The organism is Pantoea sp. AG1095, assembly GCF_003208415.1.
Taxonomy (GTDB): Bacteria; Pseudomonadota; Gammaproteobacteria; order Enterobacterales; family Enterobacteriaceae; genus Pantoea; species Pantoea leporis.
The window spans coordinates 442,795-464,673 of sequence record NZ_QKMJ01000001.1; the positions used below are offsets into that span (position 1 = coordinate 442,795).

The window sequence follows — 21,879 nt, forward strand, 5'->3', positions numbered from 1 at the left end:
ATACCAGATTAAAGGCGCGTTGGCAGAGTGGCCATGCAACGGATTGCAAATCCGTCTACCTCGGTTCGACTCCGGGACGCGCCTCCAATTTACACCCTGCCCGGGTGGTGAAATCGGTAGACACAAGGGATTTAAAATCCCTCGGCTTATGGCTGTGCGGGTTCAAGTCCCGCCCCGGGCACCATATTTGCAGTCGATAAAACGAATAAAATAAAGCAATAAGCAGTAATGTCGTAACCGCCCAAGGGCGGTTTTTTTGTTTTTGTCCTTACCTCATCGCCAATAAAAACCCGGCAAAGCCGGGCAAGTCATTACGATTGCGGTTGTCCCACCGGACCTGCACCTTCGCTAGCACCCGGCACCGGTTGGTTACTTGGCGCATGTGGGCGCCCATCGTTGCCGACCGCATCACTTTTGTGCATACAACCCGCCAGCGATACCAAGGTTAACGTCACCAATGCTGCTTTTGCTAAAACGTTCATCTGCTGCTCCTTATAATTAAGCGATTGAGTAACCAATCCCAAAGAGATCAAAGGATTGACCATGAGCTAAGCAAAGTCAGTGACAGCAAATTTCGCAAGCGAAGCGCGGCAGTAACCATAAAAAACGCCGGATTTCCGGCGTTTTTCGTCTCAATCCTAATATTTCTATCCCAGATTGCCACTCAGCCGCTCGCGGAAATCGCTGCTGCGGTTATCCAGCCCGATAAAGGTGACGTTCGCTCCATGGCGCTGATAGCGATATTCGATAGCATCAAGGGCCGCCACGCTGGAAGCGTCCCAAATCTGCGCATGCGTCAAATCGATGGTGACAGTTTTTGGATCGTGGCCGTAATTGAAGTGTTCAAACAAATCATTGCTGCTACCAAAGAACAGCGGGCCGCGCACGGTGTAATTGACCTGTTGGCCATCCTCGCTCAGCTGGCGTTCAGCGTGAATGACGTGAGCGATGCGGCGTGCGAACAGCATCATCGCCAGAATCACACCAACCAGCACGCCAATCGCCAGGTTGCCGGTCCACACGGTGACAGCAACCGTCAGCACCATCACAAAGGTTTCCGACCACGGCATGCGTTTCAGCGTAGCCGGCTGCAGGCTGTGCCAGTTCACGGTTTTCACCGCTACCACCATCATAATGCCCGCCAGTACTACCATCGGGATCTGTGCCATAATCTGGCTCAGTCCGGTCACTAATAACAGCAGCACGATACCCGCCGCGACCGTAGAAACACGCGTACGTGCTTTGCCCAGCTCGACGTTAACGATGGTTTGGCCAATCATCGCGCAACCGGCGATGCCGCCATAGAAGCCCGCAAGAATATTGCCGACGCCGAGCGCCCAGGATTCGCGGCGTTTAGCGGGAGGCGTATCGGTGATGTCATCCACCAGTTTGGCTGTCAGCAACGATTCCATCAAACCCACAAAGGCGATGCTCAAGGCGGTGGGCCAGATGATTTGCAGCGTGTGCAGATTGATTGGGACCAGCAGCGTAGTGAAGCCTGGCAGACCGGCGGTCATTGGCCCTTCGTCGCCCACGTTCGGTACGCGATAGCCAAGCAGCAACGCCACCGCCGTCACCACCACAATCGCCACCAGCGGTGAAGGGACGCTTTTCAGCACTTTCGGTAGCAGCAGCACGATGGCCAGCGTAACGGCGAATAGCACCCACACCAACGCGGATTGTCCCCAAACGTGCGGGACCTGCGCAAAGAAGATCAGGACGCCGAGGGCGTTAACGAAGCCGATCATCACCGAACGTGGGATATAGCGCATCATGCGCGACAACCCAGCGAGCCCAAAGATAATCTGGATAATGCCGCCCATAATCACCGCCGGCAGGATGTATTCAACGCCGTGCGCATGCACCATTGGGCCGATCACCAGCGCCACCGAACCGGCCGCTGCGGTGACCATCGCCGGACGACCGCCCAGAATCGACAGCGTCAGGCACAGCACCACCGAGGCCACAAGGCTGACTTTAGGATCGACACCGGCAATCACGGAGAAGGAGATAACTTCCGGGATCAGCGCCAGCGCGGTAATAATGCCGGCCAGACACTCGCGGGTTAGCAGGGCAGGCGAACGTAAAACGCGCCTCACGGTGATATCGCTCTCCACCGCAGTGGTGCGCTCAGTTGGTTGACTCATAAATTGTGCAGGCTCTTTTATTATTGTGCGCATACCGTCGCGGTACGGCAGTAACCAGTTAGGATTTTCCGAGAAGGGATGTTACCGGGCAATAAGGTGAGACGCTAGCGCGTTGGGGCAGGTGAGGGTGATTCCATCCCTGGAATCCGGCTTTAGACCGCAAGATCGTCAGGTGTTTTATTCACAACCAATTCAAGCAGATGGCGATAAATATCCAGCTGAATCACATCGCTTTCCATCTCAAGACGGTTAATCAGCGAAGCAATAATCGCTTTATTAGAAACCGGCATACCGGCTTGCAGGATTTCGGCGATGATCTGCCCGAAAACTTCCATTTCACTGCTGTCGCTATTACCGGCCAGTTTGAAATAGTCAGCGATGGCAGCGCTACTGTTTGCGGCGTTTTGCATATGTGAAGCCCTTAAGATCGGCCTGATGGCAATGTGCCTTCAGCTCCATGATGAAAAAATTTGCACGCGGACAGGCGCGCAACACCCAACTCATCAACCAACGCAAAAAGACACCTCTGAAGGTGGAAATCCACAACACCTTCAGAGGCGACGCAAAGTGCATCATTCGTTACGGAGCCGTCAGCTGGCTCACGGGACGTAAACTTATACAATCCGGCACAACTTGTACAACCTTGATTTTAAGCAATTTGTGCTAGTCATTATTTAACAGTGAGTTATGATTTGTAATGTTTTCTAAAAGCTATACAAGAATGGGCGAAAACCGCCAAATTTTCGGTGAGTTGTACAACTGATAAGGAAAGCTGGAGATTTTTTGTCCTGCCAACTACGTTTGCAGGTGTAAGCAAAATTTTCATTGGCGAGCGGCTTACCTTATAATAACGCTCCCGTTTAGTTAGATACCTAACCATTAGGCCACTACGTTTTGAGCGACTATCCCCAACCCTTTTCTCGTTTGCTGCATCTTACCGCGCACGCGTGGCGTTTGGCTGTCGATCGTCGCCTCAAAGAGAGCGGATTGAGCATGAGCAGCTGGATGGCGATTGCCAGCGTTGCCACCGCCGCCGAGCCGCCAACGCAAAAAGCGCTGGCGCAGTTGCTTGGTCTGGAAGAGGCCAGCGTCGTGCCGCTGGTGGATCGTCTGGTGAAGCAGCAGCTATTAGCGCGCGTGCAGCCGCCGGAAGATCGTCGCAAACGCCTGCTGATTCTGACGGAACAGGGCAGCGTGGCCTTTGCCGAAGTGAAAACGCAGGCCGATGCGCTACGTGCACAGTTGTTGGCGGATATCGATCCTGCATCGCTGGCGATAACGGAACAGGTGCTGCAACAGCTGCTCGCGCGTCTGGGAAGCGTTTAACGGTGGCAAAACGTAATCCTTATGCTCCGCGCGAATGGCTGCCGCATGAGAAGCCGATGCTGCCGGGCTCGCCCTCAACGCCGCTGCATTCGCCTTCGAAGCGCATCGCATTTGGCATCATTGGCTTATTGATCTCGATTACCGGCGCGCTGAGTAACGCGCTGGTCTCTGCCAACCTCACCAATCTGCAAGGCACCTTCGGCGCTTACAGCAATGAGATCGCCTGGCTGCCCGCGGTATATGTGATGGGCAACATCTCCATCAACCTGCTGCTGGTGAAGTTCCGCCAGCAGTTTGGTCTGCGGCTGTTCACCGAAGCGTTTCTGGTGCTATATGTGATCGTGGCATTTTTCCACCTGCTGGCTAACGATCTCAGCTCGGCGATCATTGTCCGCACCGCGCACGGCATGGTCGGCGCGGCGCTCAGTTCGCTCGGCATCTATTACCAGATTCAGGCCTGGCCGGCGAAGCATCGGCTTAAAGCCTTGGTGATTGGCATCACCGCATCGCAGCTGGCGATTCCGCTGGCACGATTGTTCTCCACCGAACTGCTGCAGCTGCAAGAGTGGCGCGGTTTATACCTGTTTGAACTCGGTCTGGCGATGATCTCGCTGGGCTGCGTGCTGGTGGTGAAACTGCCGCCCGGCGACCGCATCAAAGCCTTTGAAAAGATGGATTTCCTCACCTTCATGTTGATGGCGCCGGGCATGGCGCTGCTGTGCGCGGTGCTGTCGCTGGGCCGCATCGAATGGTGGTTCAGCACGCCGTGGCTCGGTGTGGCATTGGCGCTGGCGTTGGTGTTGATCGTGGCGGCGATTGTCGTCGAGCACAATCGTAAGAATCCGTTGCTGAATACCCGCTGGCTCAGCAACGGCACGATTGTGCGGCTGGGCATTGTGATGATCATGATGCGTATTCTGCTGGCCGAGCAAAACACCGGCGCGGTCGGTTTCCTGCAGCAACTCGGCTTACTCAACGATCAGATGCGCGGTCTGGCGTTAGCGATCATTGCCGGGGTGATTTGCGGCATGATCGCCAGCGCATTAACCATCAAACCTACGCATCTGAGCTGGCCAATTGTCGTGTCGCTGGTGGTGATGATCGTCGCCTCGCTGATGGATGCGCAATCCAACCCGCTGACGCGTGCCCACAATCTCTACTTTAGCCAGTTTCTGCTCGGTTTCGGCAGCGCCTTCTTCCTCGGGCCTGCCATGCTGCTGGGGATTGGCGGCGTGGTGACGCAACCGAAAAACCTGGTCAGCTTCTCGGTGCTGTTCGGCATGAGCCAGAACTTAGGCGGCCTGATTGGCGCGGCCATTCTCGGCACGTTCCAGACGTGGCGCGAAAAATACCACTCCAGCCTGCTGGGCGATCAGCTGTCGCAGCTGGATCCCAACGTGACCGAACGCCTTAGCCAGTACAGCTCGCTGTTTAGCAGCCAGTTGCCGGATAGCGTGCTGCTCAGCGCGCAAAGCAGCAGCCAGTTGCAAACGGTGGCGACGCTGCAAGCCAACGTGCTGGCCTATAACGATACTTATTTTCTTACCGCCGCGCTGGCTTTCATCACCTTAATCTGGGTGCTGTATCGCCTGACGCGCTTACGCTATATCAACTGGCGTCAGACTAAAATGAATGTGGCACAACCAGTAACCCCGACGGAGAATTCATGAGCCAACAGGACGACATTCAGGCGGCGGAGCGCGAGCGCACCAACCGTCGACGCATTCTTTCTATCGCCGCTGGCAGCGGCATTGTCATCGTCGGCGTGCTGGTGATCCTCTATGCCTGGCAGCTTTGGCCGTTCACCAGTACCGTTCAGTCAACGGAAAACGCCTACGTGCGTGGCCAGGTAACCTTTATCAGCCCGCAGGTGAATGGCTATCTGACTGAAGTGAACGTGGTGGATTTGCAGCCAGTGACCAAAGGCCAACTGCTGATGACCATCGACGATCGTATCTATCGTCAGCGCGTGCACCAGGCGCAGGCGCAGCTGGATATGAAAATCGCCGCGCAGAACAACAACCAGCAGCAACGTAAAAGTGCCGAAGCCAATATTCTCAGCAATAAAGCGGCGCTGGAAAATGCCAAAGCGCAGGCGCTGAAAAGCAGCCTCGATCTCAAGCGCGTTGAGAATCTGGCGGCTGATGGCTCGCTGTCGGTACGTGAGCGCGACGCCGCGCGCGCGGCAAATGCCCAGGCGCAGGCGCAGTTGCGTCAGGCGGATGCGCAGGTGGCCGTTTCACAACAGAATCTGCAAACCGTGGTGGTGAATCGCGCGTCACTGCAAGGCGATGTTGCCAGTGCGCAGGCGGCGCTGGAGTTGGCAAATATCGACCTGGCGAATACGCGCATCATCGCGCCAGACAGCGGCCAGCTCGGTCAGCTGTCGGTGCGCAAAGGCAGCTATGTGACCGCCGGCACGCGTTTGACATCGGTGGTGCCAGAAAACAAATGGATCATCGCGAATTTCAAGGAAACTCAACTGGCGCGCGTGCGTCCTGGCTTGCCGGTGAACATCCGCGTCGATGCGCTGGACGGTAAGCACTACGATGGCCGCGTCGAGTTTATTTCGCCTGCCGCCGGTTCCGAATTCAGTGCTATCTCGCCGGATAACGCCACCGGCAACTTTGTGAAAATTGCCCAGCGCATTCCGGTGCGCATCAAAATTTTGAATGACGATCTGCAAGCACTGCGTCCGGGCATGTCAGTGGAAGTGAGCATTGATACCGCCGCAGAGCCGCACAAGGATGCGCCATGAGGCGCTTATTGTTAGCCACCTGTGTGGCATGGATGGTGAGCGGCTGTGCAACGCAAGTTGAAAAAGCGCCCTCATCGTTGCCGATTCCTGAGAGCTGGCGTCAGCAGGTGGGCCCGCATGCGCTGCCGGAGGCGCAATGGTGGCAGAACTTCGGCGATGCCAATCTTAATCGCCTTGTCACGCAGGCGCTGCAGCACAACAGCGATGTCCTCACCGCGCGTTCGCGTGTGGATCAATACCGTGCCGAGTTACGTGCCGCGCAGGGTGATAATTTCCCAACGCTTTCGGCGGGCGTGGCGGCTACGCATCAGCGTGCGCTGTCGGCGGCCACCGGTCAGCCGTATGAAAACGCGGTGTTTCAGGGATTGCTGCAGGCCAACTACGAGGTGGATTTATGGGGCAGCCGCAGCAACAGCATTCGCGCTGCGGAAGCTTCGCTGGATGCGCAGCGTGCTGCCGCTTCTGCCGCTGAGCTCACCGTCGCCAGTTCGGTGGCATCGGGCTACCTCAGCTTGTGCGCGCTGGATGAACAGCTGCGCGTAACCCAGGCAACGCTGGCGACGCGCAAAAACTCGCTCAACCTGGCGCAGCGCCAGTTTGAAACCGGCTACACCTCGCGCCTTGAATGGATGCAGGCCGCCTCGGAATATCAAACCGCCAAAGCGCAGATCCCGCAGTTGCAGCATCAGATCGAGCAGCAGGAGAACGCGCTTAGCGTGCTGGTGGGCATGAACCCGCGCCAAATCGCGCGCAGCAGCCAGTTCGACCACATCAAGCCGCAAACCCTGCCATCGCTGCTGCCGTCGCAGCTGCTGAATCGCCGTCCCGATATTGTGCAGGCGCAGCGCCAGCTGCTGGCCGCCGACGCGTCACTGGCTTCAACCCAGGCCAAACTGTTGCCGTCGCTCAATCTCACCGCCAGCGGCACCTTGCAAAGCAGCGAACTGCATCAGTTGCTGGATAATCCGTTCCGTCTGTGGAGCATTGGCGGCAGCATTCTGGCTCCGCTGTTAAATCGCGAAGCGCTAACTGCTCAGGTGGATGTGGCGATGGCGACGCGTAATCAGGCGCTGTACGGTTATGAAAAAGTGGTGCGTAACGCCTTCTCCGACGTGGATAACGCGCTGGATGCCATTCGCCGTAGCGAGGAGCAGCTGGCGGAGTTGCAGAAACAAGAGAGTTATGTGGCGGAAGCGTATCGCATTGCCCACAACCGTTACCAAAATGGTTACGCCTCTTATCTGGATGAGCTGGACGCCCAGCGCACGCTGTTCAGTACTCAGCTGAATATCGTGTCAGTAAAAAATACGCTGCTGTTAGCGCAAATCGATCTATATCGTTCGCTCGGCGGCGGCTGGCAGGGTTAAACATCATGTCGCAAGGCCATTTTTCGGTAGAAATTCCGCCGTAAAACGGCCTGCGTCTGGTTTTAAATCGGCAGTAAACGATTCTAAAGTCATTCATGCTTCTTTTTACTTGTCTTTACAAATAATGTTATTATCCGCCCGCTTTACACAGTCTGAACGGAACAGTGTTGGTAAGTTTACCAGCGCGGTCGCTCACTTAAGCGGCATGCAAGACAGGGGAAGAAAAGGAAATGATGAATAAAAAAATCGGTTTTGCGTTGTTAGTTACTGCGGTCCTGTTAACCGGCTGTGCGCCGCGTACCGCGCCGATCCAGAATGTTAGCCAGACCGTGGGTCAGAGCTACTCGGATGAGCAAATGAAGCAAGCTATCGTCCAGGCGGGCGCCGCTAACCATTGGGTGATGACGCCAGCGGGTCCGGGCGTGATGAATGGTCACCTGGCCGAGCGCGGACATACCGCGGATATTCGCGTGAACTACACCGCGAACAGTTATCAAATTCAGTATGTCAGCAGCCAGAATCTGAAAGCAGGCAGCGGTCAGATTCACCGCAACTATAACCGCTGGATTCAGAACCTGAGCCAGGGCATCCAGACGCGACTGGCGGTCGAAGCCGCTAAATAAGCGCGAAGCGTGATTGCTGACATAATGTTGTAAAGTTAGCCGTAACGCTGCCGAAATAGAAACAGGCGGGCCACGTGCCCGCCTTGTTAATCGGCGACATCCGCATGGGATGACGGGTATAGAGAGCAAGGAAGGGATGCCGCGCAGCGAAAACCGGACCATCCCTGAGGCTGAAGAAAGAATACAGGTATGAAACTCGCTTACTCCCTTGTTGACTGGCACGCCATCGCGCCGGGCAACAGCACCGCAGAAGAGTGGCAACGTTGGGCGCAACAGGCACCGGCGTTAGATGCCACGCAACCTATCGCGAAACCCCAATTTTTGCCGATGATGACCGCGCGTCGTCTCAGCGCCGGCAGCCGTGCTGCGGTTGAATGCGGGCTGGCGTTATTGGCGCGGCACAGCGTGGACGCCATCGTCTTCACCAGTCGGCACGGCGAACTGGAGCGTAATCTGCGCATTCTCACCGCGCTGGCGGAACAGCAAGCGCTGTCGCCCACCGATTTCGCCATGTCGGTTCACAACTCAGCGGTGGGCAGTTTGACCATCGCCGCGCGTCAGCCGCTGGTTTCATCCTCGGTTTCGGCCGGTATTGATAGCTTCCAGCAAGGATTGATAGAAGTGGCGGCGCTGCATCAGGCGGGTTACGCGCAGGTGCTGCTGGTGGATTTTGACGGCGTGGTGCCGGATTACTACCGTCCATGGCTACCGGAAATCGATCGCTTTAATGCGCCGTACGCGGTAGCGCTGCTGCTACGCGCAGGCGAGGCATGGCGTTGCGAAGCGCAGGCCGGCAAACCCGCTGAGCTGCACAACCCTCTGCCGCAAAGTCTGCAATTTCTGGCGGCGATGCTGTACAACACGCCACGTTTTAGCGTGGCCGGCGAGCGCCATCAGTGGCACTGGGAGCGTCTGCATGGTGGATAATTCGCTGACCGAGGCGCGTCCCGGTTTCAACTATTACTGGCGGCTGGTGATGACCGCCGTCAGCTTCACGCTGTTCAGCGTGGGCGGCCTGCTACTGTCGCTGATTTGGTTCAATCTGCTGTTACTGGTGCAGCGCGATGGCCTGCGCCGTCGCCATATCGCCCGCAGCAGCATCGCCTGGAGCTTCCGCTGCTTCCTGCGCTTCTGCCGCTTTGTCGGGGTTTACGATTACCAAATCATCGGCGCAGAACAGCTGCGTCAGGATCGCGGCTGCCTGATCGTCGCCAACCATCCGTCACTGATCGATTACGTGATGATCGCTTCGGTGCTGCCGGAGATGGATTGCCTGGTGAAAGCCGAGCTGCAGCACAACATTTTCTTCCGTGGCGTGATTCGCGCCGCCGATTACCTGATTAACAGCGAAGCCGATACGCTGCTGCCAGACAGCCAGCAGCGGCTGGCGCGCGGCGATACCATTCTGATTTTCCCGGAAGGCACGCGCACACGTTATGGCGAGCCGCTGAAGCTGCAGCGCGGTGCCGCCAACATTGCGGTGCGCGCGGGCTGCGATCTGCGTGTGGTGCACATCAGCTGCACCGAGCGCATGCTCGATAAGCAAAGCCGCTGGTATCAGATTCCGCTGGTTAAACCGATTTTTACTGTACGCGTACAATCGCGTATTGCCAGCCACGCCTTTAGTGAGGCCGAAGAGGATTCGCAGCCGCTGGCCGCACGTCGTCTGACGCGTCATCTGCAACAGGCGCTGGTGCCTGAAGAGACCAACTAAGTTATGCAAGTACTGATTAACGACATCAAACAGATGATTATCGACACGCTGAATCTGGAAGATATCAGCCCTGACGACATCGAAACCGACGCACCGCTGTTTGGCGAGGGGCTGGGCCTCGATTCAATCGATGCGCTGGAGCTGGGACTGGCGGTGAAAAATCGCTTCGGCGTACAGCTCTCCGCCGAGAGTGAAACGCTGCGCGCGCACTTTTTTTCCGTGGCTACACTGGCCGCGTTTGTTGAACAACAGCAAGCCTGAGAGCAGTCAACATGATGAACAAAAACGAAATTTACCAGGAAGTGGCTTCGCTGCTCACCTCGCTGTTTGAAATTGAGCCGGATGATATTCGTCCGGACGCCCGCCTCTATGAAGACCTCGAGCTGGATAGCATCGATGCGGTCGATATGGTGGTGCATCTGCAAAAGCGTACTGGCCGTAAGATCAAACCGGAAACCTTCCGCGCGGTGCGTACCGTGCAGGATGTGGTGGATGCCGTCGATCAACTGATGCGCGACGAAGCCTGATCGCATGCTGCTGCGGCTGCTAAACGGAGCGGCGCTGCTGGCGTGGCCGTTTCTGGTGTGGTTAACCCTCACCCAGCCACAGTGGCGCGGCGTGACGGGCCTGCTGGCGCTGCTGTTTGTGCTGCGCGTCTGGACGCTGCGCCGCGCCGCCGGGCCGATGGCGCGCGTGATGCTACTGCTGGCGCTGGTGGGCAGCGCGTTATGCCTCGCCAGCCTGCTGCTGCGATCGCAACATCTGCTGCTGTGGTATCCGCTGGTGGTCAATGCATCGATGCTGCTGCTGTTTGGCGCGTCGCTGTGGAGCCCCATGCCGCTGGTAGAGCGGTTGGCACGGCTGCGCGAACCGGATCTACCACCGCGCGCGGTGCGTTATACCCGCCGCGTGACGCAAGTGTGGTGCGGCTTTTTCATCTTCAACGGCAGCGTGGCGCTGCTCACCTGCCTGCTCAATGATGTCACGCTTTGGACACTCTGGAATGGGTGCATCAGCTATCTGCTGATGGGCACGCTGATGGGCGGCGAATGGCTGCTGCGTCAGCGCATAAGGAAACAGGCATGAACTTACATAGCCTCCGCGACTGGCTCAGCGCGCCGGATCGCATTGTGGCCTGGCACGGCCAACAGCAACATACGCTGCACACCTTGCGTCAGCAGGTACGGGCGCTGGCCGATCGGCTGCAAAACCAGCCCGGCCAATATTGGGCGCTGTGCTTTGATAACAGCTATGCGTTTACCGCCGCGCTGCTGGCGCTGTGGCACGCCGGTAAAACGCCGGTGATCCCCGGACACTGTCGCGCGGCCCAGCTGGAAGAGATGGCCGACAGCCTGGATGGCGTGATCAGTGATATGCCGCTGGCAGTCGCGCTGCCGCAACTGCGCTGGGACGACGCACTGGCGAGCGGTGCGTTACCGCCAATCGCCGCCGACGCCACGCTGGTGTTGTTCACCTCTGGTTCGACCGGCACGCCGCGTCGCGTAGTGAAATCGCTGCGCGCGCTGGATCTTGAAGCCTGCTGGCTCTCCAGCTTGTGGGGCCCACGCTTACGTGATTGCCATGTGATAGCCTCAGTCAGCCATCAACATCTGTATGGCCTGAGTTTTCGCATCGTGCTGCCGATGGCGTTGGGTTTACCCTTTGCCGCGCAGCAAATTTTCTACAGTGAACAGCTGGCCGATCATTCACCCGATCGTCGCTACGCGTTTATCAGCAGCCCAGCGTTTCTGCGGCGTCTCGATCCTGCATTGGCCGGGCCGCGCTGCGAACTGATCGTGTCCGCCGGTGGCGCGTTGCCGTGGACGGCGGCGCAGCATGCGCAACAGGCGCTGAGCTGCACGGTTGATGAAATTTATGGCAGCACCGAAACCGGCGTGATTGGCTGGCGCTGCGCCCACGAGGAGAACGCGCTGTGGCACTGTTTTCCGCAGATTACCCTGCGTGAGCAGGACGCCGGACGCTGGCGGGTGTTTTCCGACTTGCTGGAAACCGACGCCGGTTGCGCGCTCGACGATCGTATCGTGCAGCAGCCGTCCGGCCAGTTTCAGCTGGCGGGACGTCAGGATCGCGTGGTGAAGATCGAAGATAAACGCGTATCGCTGAGTGAAATTGAACGCCGCCTGCTGGCGTTGCCCGGCGTGGAAGATGCCGCCGCGCTGGCGATTCAGCGTCACGGTCGTCACGCGATTGGCGTGGTGCTGGCGCTGCCTGAGATGCTGGATGCGGCGGCGCTGCATCAGCTAAAAATTGAGTGGAAACGCGCCCTGCAACCCTGGCTGGAGCCGGTGGCGATTCCGCGCTATTGGCGCGTGGTGACGTCGATTCCTGTCACCGCACAAAGTAAACGCGCCTGGCCACAAATTGAGGAGTTATTTGATGCTGCCGGTTGAACTGCATGCCGAACAGCAGGGCGATGCACTGACATTGCGCCTGCACGTTGTTGCCGATCTCTTTTGGTTTCGCGGCCATTTCCCGACGCTGCCAATTCTGCCCGGCGTGGCGCAGCTCGACTGGGCGCTGCATTACGGCCTGACGCGTTTAGCCATCGGTAAATCTTTCGCCGCGATTGACAATATCAAGTTCCAGCAGCCGGTGCCGCCGGATGCCGAACTGGCGTTACAGCTGCAGTGGCAGGCAGAAAAATCGCTGCTCAGTTTCAGCTACAGCCTGATCAACGGTGACGTGGCGACGGTGGCCAGCAGCGGGAAAATCCGCCTGTGTTGAGTTCTCACTTCACGCCTTGTGTGCTGATTCCCTGCTATAACCACGGCGCGATGCTGGCGTCGGTGCTGGCGCGGCTGACACCGTTCAACTTGCCGGTGATTCTGGTAGATGACGGCAGCGATGCCACCACTAAACAGCAGATTGCGGCGCTGGAGGCACCGCAGTTGCGGGTGCTGACGCTACCCCACAATCAGGGCAAAGGCGCGGCGGTGATTGCCGGGATGCGCGCGGCGGCGGCGGCGGGTTACAGCCACGCGCTGCAACTCGATGCCGATGGTCAGCATCAGGTGGAAGACACGCCGCGTATGCTGGTCGAAGCGCAGCGTTATCCGCACTGTCTGATCTCCGGTCAGCCGCTTTACGACGCCTCGATTCCCACATCGCGCCTCTATGGCCGCTACATCACCCATTTCTGGGTGTGGGTGGAAACGCTGTCGTTCTCGCTGAAAGACAGCATGTGCGGCTTCCGCGTCTATCCGCTCGCGCCATCGCTGGCGTTGTGCGATCGCCATCCAATTGGTCAGCGCATGGATTTCGACACCGAAATCATGGTGCGCCTCTATTGGCAGGGCACGCCGAGCCGTTTTATCACCACGCGCGTGACCTATCCGGCCAGCGGCGTATCGCACTTTGATGCGCTGCGGGACAACCTGCGCATCTCATGGATGCACACGCGGCTGTTCTTCGGCATGTTGCCACGCATTCCGCAGTTGCTGCGTCAGCGTAGTGATGCGCAACACTGGTCTGCAACGCCGGAACGACGCGGGCAGAGCGGTTTGCGCTTTATGCTGTGGCTCTATCGCCGCGCCGGACGCTTGCCTTTTATCTTGCTGCTGTGGCCGGTGGTGGCGGTTTACTGGCTAACCGGACGCACCGCGCGCGCCGCCTCGCAGCAGTGGCTGAAGCGAGTGCGGGCGATGGCGCAGCAGCAGAACATCGCGCTGCCTGCGCCGCTCAGCAGCTATCGTCACTTTCTGCGTTTCGGCTACAGCATGCTGGATAAAGTCGCTAGCTGGCGCGGTGACCTGCAATGGGGACGCGACATTGATTTCGCGCCAGGTGCGGAAGCCACCATTCGCGCCGCCGAGGGCAAAGGCCATCTGATTCTGGCCTCGCATCTCGGTGATATCGATGCCTGCCGCGCGATGGCCAAACAGGTCAGCGGATTGGTGATTAATGCGCTGGTGTTTACTGACAATGCGCAACGCTTCCGCGAGGTGCTGGAGAGCATTGCACCGCAGGCGGGCGTCAATCTGCTGCCGGTCACCGATATCGGTCCGGACACCGCCATTCTGCTGCAGCAAAAACTCGATGCCGGTGAATGGGTGGCGATTGTTGGCGATCGTACCGCCGTGCATCGCCAGCGCGGCGGCGAGCGTCGCGTGGTGTGGAGTGAATTTATGGGCCATCCTGCACCGTTTCCCCAGGGACCGTTTGTGCTGGCGGCGGCGTTGCGCTGTCCAGTGCTGCTGATGTTCGCCCTGCGCGAACAGGGGCGATTGCGGGTGCACTGCGAAGCCTTTGCCGATCCGCTCTCGCTGCCGCGCGCCCAGCGCCAGCAGGCGTTACAGGCCACCGTCGATCGCTACGCCGAACGGTTACAACAGCACGCGCTGCTGGCGCCGCTGGACTGGTTTAACTTTTACGATTTCTGGACGTTGCCCGAGGAGAAAAGCCGCGATGAGTGAAAGCAACTACCGCGCTGAGGTGGACATTACCGTGTCGTTTCACGACTGCGATCCGATGGGCGTGGTGTGGCACGGCAACTATTTCCGCTTTTTTGAAGTGGCGCGCGAAGCCTTGCTGCGCAGCGTCAATTACAGCTACGGCGAAATGGCCGCCAGCGGCTACGTCTGGCCGGTGGTCGATACCCATGTGAAATACCGCCAGCCGCTGCGCTGCGAAGAGGTGGTCCGCGTCGTCGCCAGTATCAGCGAATACGAAAACCGTTTACGCATTGATTATGTGATCCGCAACGCGGCGGGGCAGGTGACCACCAAAGCACACACGCTGCAGGTGGCGGTCAATGCAGCGACGCAGGAGATGTGTTTTGTCTCGCCCGATATTCTGTTTGAACGCCTGGGAGTGAAACCGTGATCAGAACCCTTTGTCTGCTGCTGCTGGTGATCTGCGCCAACGCCAGCGCGGTTACGCTCGAGCAGTTGCAACAGCGCTTCGCCAGCCAACCGGTGATCCGCGCCAATTTTGTTCAGGTGCGTACCATTGCCGGGATGGCGCAGCCGCTGGTGTCACGCGGTCAGCTGCTGATCGCCCAGCAGCAGGGTTTGTGGTGGCAGCAAGCCACGCCGTTCCCGCTGATGCTGATCCTTGATGATAAGCGCATGGTGCAGAGCATGAGCGGCCAGCCGCCGCAGGTGATCACCGCCGACAGCAATCCGCAGATGTTCCAGTTCAACCATTTGTTGCGCGCGCTGTTCCAGGCAGATGAAAAGGTGCTGCGTGAGAATTTTGCGCTCGATTTCCACGATCTGGGCAACAATCGCTGGCAACTTGGTTTGACGCCGAAAGCCGCGCCGCTGAATAAGATCTTTAACCGTATCGATCTGCAAGGCGAGGCGTTTCTTAATCGCATCACGCTGGATGATAAGCAGGGCGATAAAACCGAGATCACCCTTAGCGCTACCCGCACCGAACCGAAACAGTTAACCGATGAAGAGCGAGCCCGTTTTGCCCCAGCGCAGTGAAAAAACCGTTGCGCTGCTGTGGCTGGCGGTGTGCCTGACGTTAGCGCTGGCGCTGGCGGTTTTGCTGCCGCGCAGCCAGCTGAATAGCAGCGTGCTGGCGTTATTGCCGCAGCAAAACCTCGGCCAGGCGCCAGCGGAGATCCAGCACGGCTTTATGCAGCGCCTCGATCGTCAGCTGGTGTGGCTGGTAAGTGCCAACGATCACCACGGCGATGCGGTTGCGGCCTGGTGGCAAGCGCAGCTGCAAGCCTTGCCGATGCTGAAACAGGTGAGCGGCGAACTGGATGATGATCAGATGCAGCGCTGGGGTGCCTATGCGTTTCAGCATCGAAACGGCTTGATCGATGCGGCCACGCGCGCGCGCCTGCAGAACGGTGGTGGCGCGCAGGCCGACTGGATTCTGGCGCAGCTGTTCTCGGCCTTCGCGGGCGTCGGCAGCCAAGAGATCGGCCACGATCCGCTGCTGCTGGTGCGCGGCGCACAGCTGGCGATGCAGCAGAACGCCAATAAAATGCTGCTGCATAACGGCTGGCTGACGGTCAAGGATGCGCAGCAGCGCCGCTGGTATTTCCTGCACGGCGAGCTGGCGAGCAATGCTTTCAGTATCAAAGAGAGCCATCAGCTGGTGACCGCGCTCAATCAGCTGGAGCAACAGCTGAAAACCCGCTGGCCGGATGCGCAACTGCTGACGCGTGGCACGGTGCTGTTTAGCGACGATGCCAGCCAGCGCGCGCAGCATGATGTCGAAACCCTCGGCAGCGCAACGTTAGCGGGATTGCTGCTGCTGGTGTGGCTGGTGTTCCGTTCATTACGGCCGCTGGCGCTCTGTGCATTGTCGGTGGCGATGGGCGCGATGGCGGGCACGGTGCTGACGCTGCTCTGTTTTGGTGAGCTGCATCTCACCACCTTAGTGATGAGCCTCAGCATTGTCGGTATTTCGGCCGATTATACGCTCTACTATCTGACGGAACGCATGGTGCACGGCGAGCAAGCCACGCCGTGGCAAAGTTTGCATAAGGTGCGCGGCACGCTGCTGCTGGCGCTCGGCACCACGGCGATTGCCTGGCTGTTGATGCTGCTGGCACCGTTCCCCGGCTTGCGCCAGCTGGCGGTATTTGCCGCCAGCGGATTAAGTGCTTCCTGCCTGACGGTGATCTGTTTTTATCCGTGGCTGGTACGCGGTTTACCGGTGCGGCCGATTCCGGCGATGGTATGGCTGGCGCGATGGCTGGCCGCGTGGCGGCGCAATAACGGGCTGAAGCGCGGCTTACCGGCGCTGGTGGCGATCTATGCGCTGAGCGGCATGCTACAACTCAAGGTCGATGATGATATTGCCCATCTGCAAAGCGCCCCGGCGCAACTGTTAGCGCAGGATCGTCAGCTGGCGCAACTCACCGGTCAGCAGGCCGATCAAACCTGGTTTGTGGTGTGGGGCGATGATGAACAGCAAGCACTGCAACGGCTGAGCACGCTGGCACCCAAGCTGCAACAGGCGCAGCAGCAAGGCTGGTTCAAAAGTTATCGCGTGCTGCCGCTGAGTTCGCTGGCGCAGCAGCAGCAGGATGTAGCGCTGCTACAGCAGGCTGCACCAACCATTCTGGATCGATTGAAGCAGGCGGGCATTACTGTAGCGAATGCTAATCTCAGCGCCATGCCGGTGACCGCCGCCGACTGGCTGGCGAGCCCGCTGAGTGAAGGCTGGCGGCTGCTGTGGCTGTCGCTGCCGGACGGACGCAGCAGCGTGCTGGTGCCGATCGGCGGCGTTAAAAACAGCGCCGCGTTGCAGCAGCTGGCATCCCAGCAGGCGGGCGTCAGTTGGGTTGATCGCAAGGCCAGCTATGATGAACTGTTCCGCTTCTGGCGCACGCTGCTGAGCGGATTGCTGGCGCTGGCATTATTGCTGATTACCGCCAGCTACATGCTACGGCTGGGCGTGAAAGCCGGGATGCGCAGCGCGCTGCCGTCGTGGCTGTCGCTGGCGGCGGCGCTGGCGACGCTGGGCTGGATCGGCGCGAGCCTCAATCTGTTTGCCTTGCTGGCGCTGATTCTGGTGCTGGGCATCGGCATCAACTACACGCTGTTCTTCAGCAATCCGCGCGGCACGCCGTTAACCTCCATGCTGGCGGTGACGCTGGCGATGATGACCACGCTGTTAACGCTCGGCATGCTGGTGTTCAGCAGCACCGCCGCCATCAGCGGTTTTGGCACCGTGCTGTGCAGCGGGATTTTTTGTGCATTCTTGCTGGCGCCGTTGGCGCTGGCTCCGGGGAAAAGGAAGCAACGATGAAAATGGGCATTTTGCTGCTGTTGAGCCTGCTGGTAAGCGGCTGCGCGCAGCATCAGAACGACCTCAACCGGCCAACCGCGTGGCTGAAACCGGGCGTGCGCGTCACGCTGCCGGCGCCGGGCATCTCGCCCGCGTTTCAGCAGCAGCAGTTGCTGACCGGCCACGTCAAAGGCAAAACCCAGTCGCTGCTGGTGCTGCTGAGCGCGGATTCACAGCAGCTGAGCCTCGCCGGTTTGTCATCGCTTGGCATTCGCCTGTTCCGCGTCACCTATGATAAAAACGGCATTCACACGCAGCAGATGATGGCGCTGCCGGAAATGCCGCCCGCCAGTCAGGTATTGGCGGATGTGATGCTGAGCCACTGGCCGATCAGCGCGTGGCAGCCGCAGTTGCCGCGTGGCTGGACGCTGACCGACATCGACGATCGGCGCGAGCTGCGCGATCCCGCTGGCAAGGTGGTAACGCTGATTCGCTATCTGCAGCGCGGCGAGTTGCGTGAGCCGATCAGCATCGATCAACGTGCTTTTGGTTATCAGATTCAAATCCAACATCTGGATGCCTCATCATGATTTACATCTCCGCCTTTGGCATGGTGAATGCGCTGGGCAACAACCTGGCGCAAATTGCCGCGCAGTTGCAAGCGGGCCACGCGCCCGGCATGCAACCGCGCGACGGCTGGCTGCAAGACGGCAAACGCTGCTGGCTGGGTGAAGTGCAGGGCGCATTGCCGCTGATTCCTGCCGCGCTGGCGGTGCATAACACCCGCAACAATCAGCTGCTGCTGGCCGCGCTGGCGCAGATACGCCCGGTAGTGGATGCGGCCATCGCGCAATATGGGCGCGATCGCGTGGCGATTGTGCTTGGCACCAGCACCTCCGGCGTTGATGAAGGCGATCGTCAGGTGGATGACGCCTTGTCGGGCTACGATTACCGCATGCAGGAGCTTGGCGATCCATCACGCTTCCTGGCGCATTTTTTAGCGCTGGACGGTCCGGCTTACACCATTTCGACTGCCTGCTCATCCAGTGCGCGCGCCATAATCAGCGGCCAACGTTTGATTGATGCTGGTTTAGCGGACGTGGCGCTGGTGGGCGGCGCGGATTCGCTGAGTCGCATGCCGATTAACGGCTTCGCCAGCCTGGATTCGCTTTCTGAACGTCACTGCGCGCCGTTTAGCGCCGATCGCGACGGCATTTCGATTGGTGAAGCTGCCGCGCTGCTGCTGCTGACGCGCGAAAAGCAGCCGCTGGCGCTGCTCGGCTGCGGTGAATCGTCGGACGCGTGGCACATGTCGGCACCGCATCCTGAAGGCGTCGGCGCCGAGCGCGCTATGCTGATGGCGCTGCAACAGGCGGGTTTACAGCCGCAGGATGTTGGTTACATCAACCTGCACGGTACCGCCACGCCGCTGAACGATCAGGTGGAATCTGCGGTGATTCATCGCCTGTTTGGTGAACGCGTGCCATGCAGTTCAACCAAACACCTGACCGGCCACACGCTGGGCGCGGCGGGCGCGACCGAAGCGGCTTTAGCCGCACTGATTCTGCAGCAGCAGCTGCCGCTGCCGCCGCAGGATTTCTCGCTGGCGGCACACGATACTTCGCTGCCGGCGTGCGGTTTGATCACCACGCCGCAGCCTTTGGCGCGCCCGGTGATTGCCTCAAATTCGTTTGCTTTTGGCGGGAACAATACCTGCCTGATTGTAGGAAAGCCTTATGAGTGATTTTCTGCCGGTAGATGCTTATCTGCCGCATCGTGCACCGATGCTGCTGCTGGATCGCGTCATCCAGGTTAGCGACGACAGCGTGATCTGCGAAGTCAGTACCAACGCGACAGGCGTGCTGGCCCCTTTTCTCACCGCACAGGGCGATTTACCGGCGTGGTATGGCGTGGAAATCATGGCGCAGACCGTTGGCGTCTGGTCGGGCTTTCATGCGCGTCAGCGCGGCGGCGATGAGATTCGTCCCGGCATGCTGCTTGGCGGACGCGGTTATCGTGCCAGCAGCGCCGCTTTCGCCGCCAACAGCACGCTGCACGTTGAAATGCGTCTGCTGATGCGTGACGACCGATTGGGCAGCTTTGAAGGGGAGATCCGCTGCGGCGAGGCGATCATCGCCAGCGGGCGGCTGAATACCTATCAGCCCAATGAACACGAGTTAATTCAATTGCAACAAGGAGTTCAGCCATGACACGCAGCGTTTTAGTGACCGGCGCAAGTAAAGGTATTGGCCGCGCCATCGCACTGCGTCTGGCGCAGGATGGCTTTGAGATAGTGGTGCATTATCACCGCGACAGCGCCGGTGCCGCGCAGACGCTGGCTGAGATTGAGGCGGCAGGCGGATGTGGGCGCACCTTGCAGTTTGACGTGGCGCAGCGCGATGCCACACGCAGCGCACTGGAACAGGATATCGCCACGCATGGTGCCTACTACGGCGTGGTGAGCAATGCGGGCATCACGCGCGATGCGGCGTTTCCGGCGCTGACCGATGACGAGTGGGACAGCGTGATCCACACCAATCTCGACAGCTTTTACAACGTGATTCATCCGTGCGTGATGCCGATGATTGGCCTGCGCAAGGGCGGACGCATTATTACGCTCTCCTCGGTCTCGGGGATCATGGGCAATCGCGGCCAGGTCAACTACAGTGCGGCCAAAGCCGGCATTATCGGTGCCACCAAAGCGCTGGCGATTGAGCTGGCGAAACGCAAAATTACCGTTAACTGCATCGCACCCGGCTTGATTGATACCGGCATGACCGATCTTGAGCCGCTGGTGATTGACGAGGCGATGAAGCTGATCCCGATGAAGCGCATGGGCGCGGCGGATGAAGTCGCCGGACTGGCCAGCTACTTAATGTCGGACATCGCGGGCTACGTCACGCGTCAGGTGATTTCAATCAATGGAGGTATGCTGTGATTCAGCGCGTAGTGGTAACCGGCATGGGCGGCGTGACCGCTTTTGGTGAGCGCTGGAGCGCGGTGGCTGAGCGGATCAAACAGGGCAAAAATGCGGTGCGCCATATGCCGGAATGGCAGGTGTACGACGGCTTGCACACGCTGCTCGGCGCGCCGGTGGACGACTTTACGCCGCCAGCGCATTACACGCGCAAACGCATTCGTTCGATGGGGCGCGTCTCACTGATGGCGACGCGCGCCACCGAACTCGCGCTGGAGCAGGCCGGTTTGATCGATCATCCGGTGCTGACCAACGGTGAAACCGGCATTGCTTACGGCTCCTCAACCGGCAGCACCGGACCGGTGAGTGAATTTGCCACTATGCTGACGGAAAAGCACACCAACAACATTACCGGCACCACTTACGTGCAGATGATGCCGCACACCACCGCCGTTAACGCGGGCCTGTTCTTTGGCCTGCGCGGCCGGGTAATCCCGACGTCCAGCGCCTGTACGTCGGGCAGCCAGGCGATCGGCTATGCCTGGGAAGCGATTCGCCACGGTTACCAAACCGTGATGGTGGCGGGTGGGGCGGAAGAGCTGTGTCCATCCGAAGCGGCGGTGTTTGACACGCTGTTCGCCACCAGCCAGCGTAACGACGCGCCGCACACGTCGCCCGCGCCGTTCGACCAGCAGCGCGACGGATTAGTGATTGGCGAAGGTGCAGGCACTTTGATCCTCGAATCGCTGGAACATGCGCAGGCGCGCGGAGCCACCATTTATGCCGAGCTGGTGGGTTTCCACACCAACTGCGATGCCGCGCATATCACCCAGCCGCAGCGTGAAACCATGCAGATTTGTATCGAGCGCGCGCTGAAAACCGCCGGCGTCACGGCGGAGCAGATTGGCTATATCAATGCCCACGGCACCGCCACCGATCGCGGCGATATCGCCGAGAGTCAGGCCACCGCAGCGATCTATGGCAACAGCACGCCAATCTCTTCGCTGAAAAGCTACTTTGGCCATACGCTGGGCGCGTGCGGGGCGCTGGAAGCCTGGATGAGCATTGAGATGATGCGTGAAGGCTGGTTTGCGCCGACGTTGAATTTGTCACAACCGGCCGCTGAATGCGGTGAACTTGATTACATCATCGGTGAAGCGCGCCAGATTGAGACAGATTACATCCAATCCAATAACTTCGCCTTTGGCGGGATTAACACTTCGCTGGTGTTTAAACGCTGGCGCGAAGGCTGATAGCAGGTCGCCATGAATGGCGCTTGTTAGTTAAGTCCGCGACGAACGCATGCCGGAT

At 59.1% G+C, this 21,879-nt stretch carries 24 protein-coding genes and 2 tRNA genes; 23 read left to right on the forward strand and 3 right to left on the reverse strand.

Annotated features, from left to right (window positions below; translation table 11 throughout):
* The first annotated feature begins 13 nt into the window (after positions 1-13).
* Together DEU53_RS02125 and DEU53_RS02130 are read left to right on the forward strand one after the other, a co-directional pair.
* Positions 14-87: transfer RNA gene (locus DEU53_RS02125), tRNA-Cys, on the forward strand.
* 11 nt (positions 88-98) lie between these two features.
* Positions 99-184: transfer RNA gene (locus DEU53_RS02130), tRNA-Leu, on the forward strand.
* Positions 185-311: 127 nt separating this feature from the next.
* Here the strand turns inward: DEU53_RS02130 and DEU53_RS23020 are convergent.
* The 3 genes from DEU53_RS23020 to DEU53_RS02140 all read right to left on the reverse strand — a co-directional run bounded on the left by DEU53_RS23020 (position 312) and on the right by DEU53_RS02140 (position 2,557).
* The gene (locus DEU53_RS23020; RefSeq protein WP_167391169.1) at positions 312-482 is read right to left on the reverse strand and encodes a hypothetical protein; all 171 of its coding nucleotides are present in this window, start codon (positions 480-482) and stop codon (positions 312-314) included.
* Positions 483-647: 165 nt separating this feature from the next.
* Entirely contained in the window at positions 648-2,147 is a 1,500-nt protein-coding gene (locus tag DEU53_RS02135; protein WP_110865888.1) for a SulP family inorganic anion transporter, read from the reverse strand.
* A gap of 152 nt (positions 2,148-2,299) precedes the next feature.
* The gene (locus DEU53_RS02140; protein WP_008102310.1) at positions 2,300-2,557 is read right to left on the reverse strand and encodes a biofilm/acid-resistance regulator YmgB/AriR; all 258 of its coding nucleotides are present in this window, start codon (positions 2,555-2,557) and stop codon (positions 2,300-2,302) included.
* Between the two features lie 484 nt (positions 2,558-3,041).
* Between DEU53_RS02140 and DEU53_RS02145 the strand changes: the two genes are divergently transcribed.
* The 21 genes from DEU53_RS02145 to DEU53_RS02245 all read left to right on the forward strand — a co-directional run bounded on the left by DEU53_RS02145 (position 3,042) and on the right by DEU53_RS02245 (position 21,821).
* A complete protein-coding gene (locus DEU53_RS02145) occupies positions 3,042-3,473 on the forward strand; it encodes a MarR family winged helix-turn-helix transcriptional regulator (RefSeq protein WP_101760893.1) in 432 nt (143 codons plus the stop codon).
* A gap of 2 nt (positions 3,474-3,475) precedes the next feature.
* The gene (locus DEU53_RS02150; RefSeq protein WP_110865889.1) at positions 3,476-5,143 is read left to right on the forward strand and encodes an MFS transporter; all 1,668 of its coding nucleotides are present in this window, start codon (positions 3,476-3,478) and stop codon (positions 5,141-5,143) included.
* Entirely contained in the window at positions 5,140-6,231 is a 1,092-nt protein-coding gene (locus DEU53_RS02155; RefSeq protein WP_110865890.1) for an HlyD family secretion protein, read from the forward strand. The genes DEU53_RS02150 and DEU53_RS02155 overlap by 4 nt, the downstream gene beginning before the upstream one ends.
* Positions 6,228-7,598, forward strand: a complete 1,371-nt coding sequence (locus DEU53_RS02160) for an efflux transporter outer membrane subunit (protein WP_101760890.1) — start codon at positions 6,228-6,230, stop codon at positions 7,596-7,598. Before DEU53_RS02155 ends, DEU53_RS02160 begins: the two co-directional genes overlap by 4 nt.
* A 233-nt stretch (positions 7,599-7,831) precedes the next feature.
* Positions 7,832-8,221 carry a hypothetical protein gene (locus DEU53_RS02165; protein ID WP_167391170.1) on the forward strand — a complete coding sequence of 130 codons (390 nt, stop codon included), beginning with the start codon at positions 7,832-7,834 and terminating at the stop codon, positions 8,219-8,221.
* A gap of 189 nt (positions 8,222-8,410) precedes the next feature.
* On the forward strand, positions 8,411-9,148 hold the full coding sequence (locus tag DEU53_RS02170) for a beta-ketoacyl synthase chain length factor (protein WP_110865891.1): 738 nt from the start codon (positions 8,411-8,413) through the stop codon (positions 9,146-9,148).
* Complete coding sequence (locus tag DEU53_RS02175; protein ID WP_110865892.1) at positions 9,138-9,935, forward strand: 1-acyl-sn-glycerol-3-phosphate acyltransferase; 798 nt, start codon at positions 9,138-9,140, stop codon at positions 9,933-9,935. The genes DEU53_RS02170 and DEU53_RS02175 overlap by 11 nt, the downstream gene beginning before the upstream one ends.
* A gap of 3 nt (positions 9,936-9,938) precedes the next feature.
* Positions 9,939-10,196: a phosphopantetheine-binding protein gene (locus DEU53_RS02180; RefSeq protein WP_007887282.1), complete on the forward strand. Its 258-nt coding sequence runs from the start codon at positions 9,939-9,941 to the stop codon at positions 10,194-10,196.
* 11 nt (positions 10,197-10,207) lie between these two features.
* Positions 10,208-10,462: an acyl carrier protein gene (locus DEU53_RS02185; RefSeq protein ID WP_101760886.1), complete on the forward strand. Its 255-nt coding sequence runs from the start codon at positions 10,208-10,210 to the stop codon at positions 10,460-10,462.
* Positions 10,463-10,466: 4 nt separating this feature from the next.
* Positions 10,467-11,021 (forward strand): hypothetical protein, encoded by a 555-nt coding sequence (locus DEU53_RS02190; RefSeq protein ID WP_110865893.1) that lies wholly within the window; start codon positions 10,467-10,469, stop codon positions 11,019-11,021.
* Entirely contained in the window at positions 11,018-12,346 is a 1,329-nt protein-coding gene (locus DEU53_RS02195) for an AMP-binding protein (RefSeq protein ID WP_110865894.1), read from the forward strand. The genes DEU53_RS02190 and DEU53_RS02195 overlap by 4 nt, the downstream gene beginning before the upstream one ends.
* A complete protein-coding gene (locus DEU53_RS02200) occupies positions 12,333-12,680 on the forward strand; it encodes a beta-hydroxyacyl-ACP dehydratase (protein ID WP_110865895.1) in 348 nt (115 codons plus the stop codon). Before DEU53_RS02195 ends, DEU53_RS02200 begins: the two co-directional genes overlap by 14 nt.
* On the forward strand, positions 12,674-14,368 hold the full coding sequence (locus tag DEU53_RS02205) for a glycosyltransferase (protein ID WP_110865896.1): 1,695 nt from the start codon (positions 12,674-12,676) through the stop codon (positions 14,366-14,368). The genes DEU53_RS02200 and DEU53_RS02205 overlap by 7 nt, the downstream gene beginning before the upstream one ends.
* Entirely contained in the window at positions 14,361-14,777 is a 417-nt protein-coding gene (locus DEU53_RS02210; RefSeq protein WP_101760881.1) for a thioesterase family protein, read from the forward strand. The genes DEU53_RS02205 and DEU53_RS02210 overlap by 8 nt, the downstream gene beginning before the upstream one ends.
* On the forward strand, positions 14,777-15,385 hold the full coding sequence (locus DEU53_RS02215) for an outer membrane lipoprotein carrier protein LolA (protein ID WP_370445552.1): 609 nt from the start codon (positions 14,777-14,779) through the stop codon (positions 15,383-15,385). The genes DEU53_RS02210 and DEU53_RS02215 overlap by 1 nt, the downstream gene beginning before the upstream one ends.
* Positions 15,351-17,672, forward strand: coding sequence for an MMPL family transporter (locus DEU53_RS02220; RefSeq protein ID WP_110865897.1), 2,322 nt, complete (start codon positions 15,351-15,353; stop codon positions 17,670-17,672). Before DEU53_RS02215 ends, DEU53_RS02220 begins: the two co-directional genes overlap by 35 nt.
* Entirely contained in the window at positions 17,669-18,241 is a 573-nt protein-coding gene (locus DEU53_RS02225) for a DUF3261 domain-containing protein (RefSeq protein WP_110865898.1), read from the forward strand. The genes DEU53_RS02220 and DEU53_RS02225 overlap by 4 nt, the downstream gene beginning before the upstream one ends.
* Positions 18,238-19,395 (forward strand): beta-ketoacyl-[acyl-carrier-protein] synthase family protein, encoded by a 1,158-nt coding sequence (locus DEU53_RS02230; protein WP_110865899.1) that lies wholly within the window; start codon positions 18,238-18,240, stop codon positions 19,393-19,395. Before DEU53_RS02225 ends, DEU53_RS02230 begins: the two co-directional genes overlap by 4 nt.
* Positions 19,388-19,861 carry a 3-hydroxy-fatty acyl-ACP dehydratase gene (locus tag DEU53_RS02235; RefSeq protein ID WP_110865900.1) on the forward strand — a complete coding sequence of 158 codons (474 nt, stop codon included), beginning with the start codon at positions 19,388-19,390 and terminating at the stop codon, positions 19,859-19,861. Before DEU53_RS02230 ends, DEU53_RS02235 begins: the two co-directional genes overlap by 8 nt.
* Positions 19,858-20,589, forward strand: coding sequence for a 3-ketoacyl-ACP reductase FabG2 (locus DEU53_RS02240; RefSeq protein WP_110865901.1), 732 nt, complete (start codon positions 19,858-19,860; stop codon positions 20,587-20,589). The genes DEU53_RS02235 and DEU53_RS02240 overlap by 4 nt, the downstream gene beginning before the upstream one ends.
* Entirely contained in the window at positions 20,586-21,821 is a 1,236-nt protein-coding gene (locus tag DEU53_RS02245; RefSeq protein ID WP_199559669.1) for a beta-ketoacyl-ACP synthase, read from the forward strand. The genes DEU53_RS02240 and DEU53_RS02245 overlap by 4 nt, the downstream gene beginning before the upstream one ends.
* Positions 21,822-21,879 lie beyond the last annotated feature (58 nt).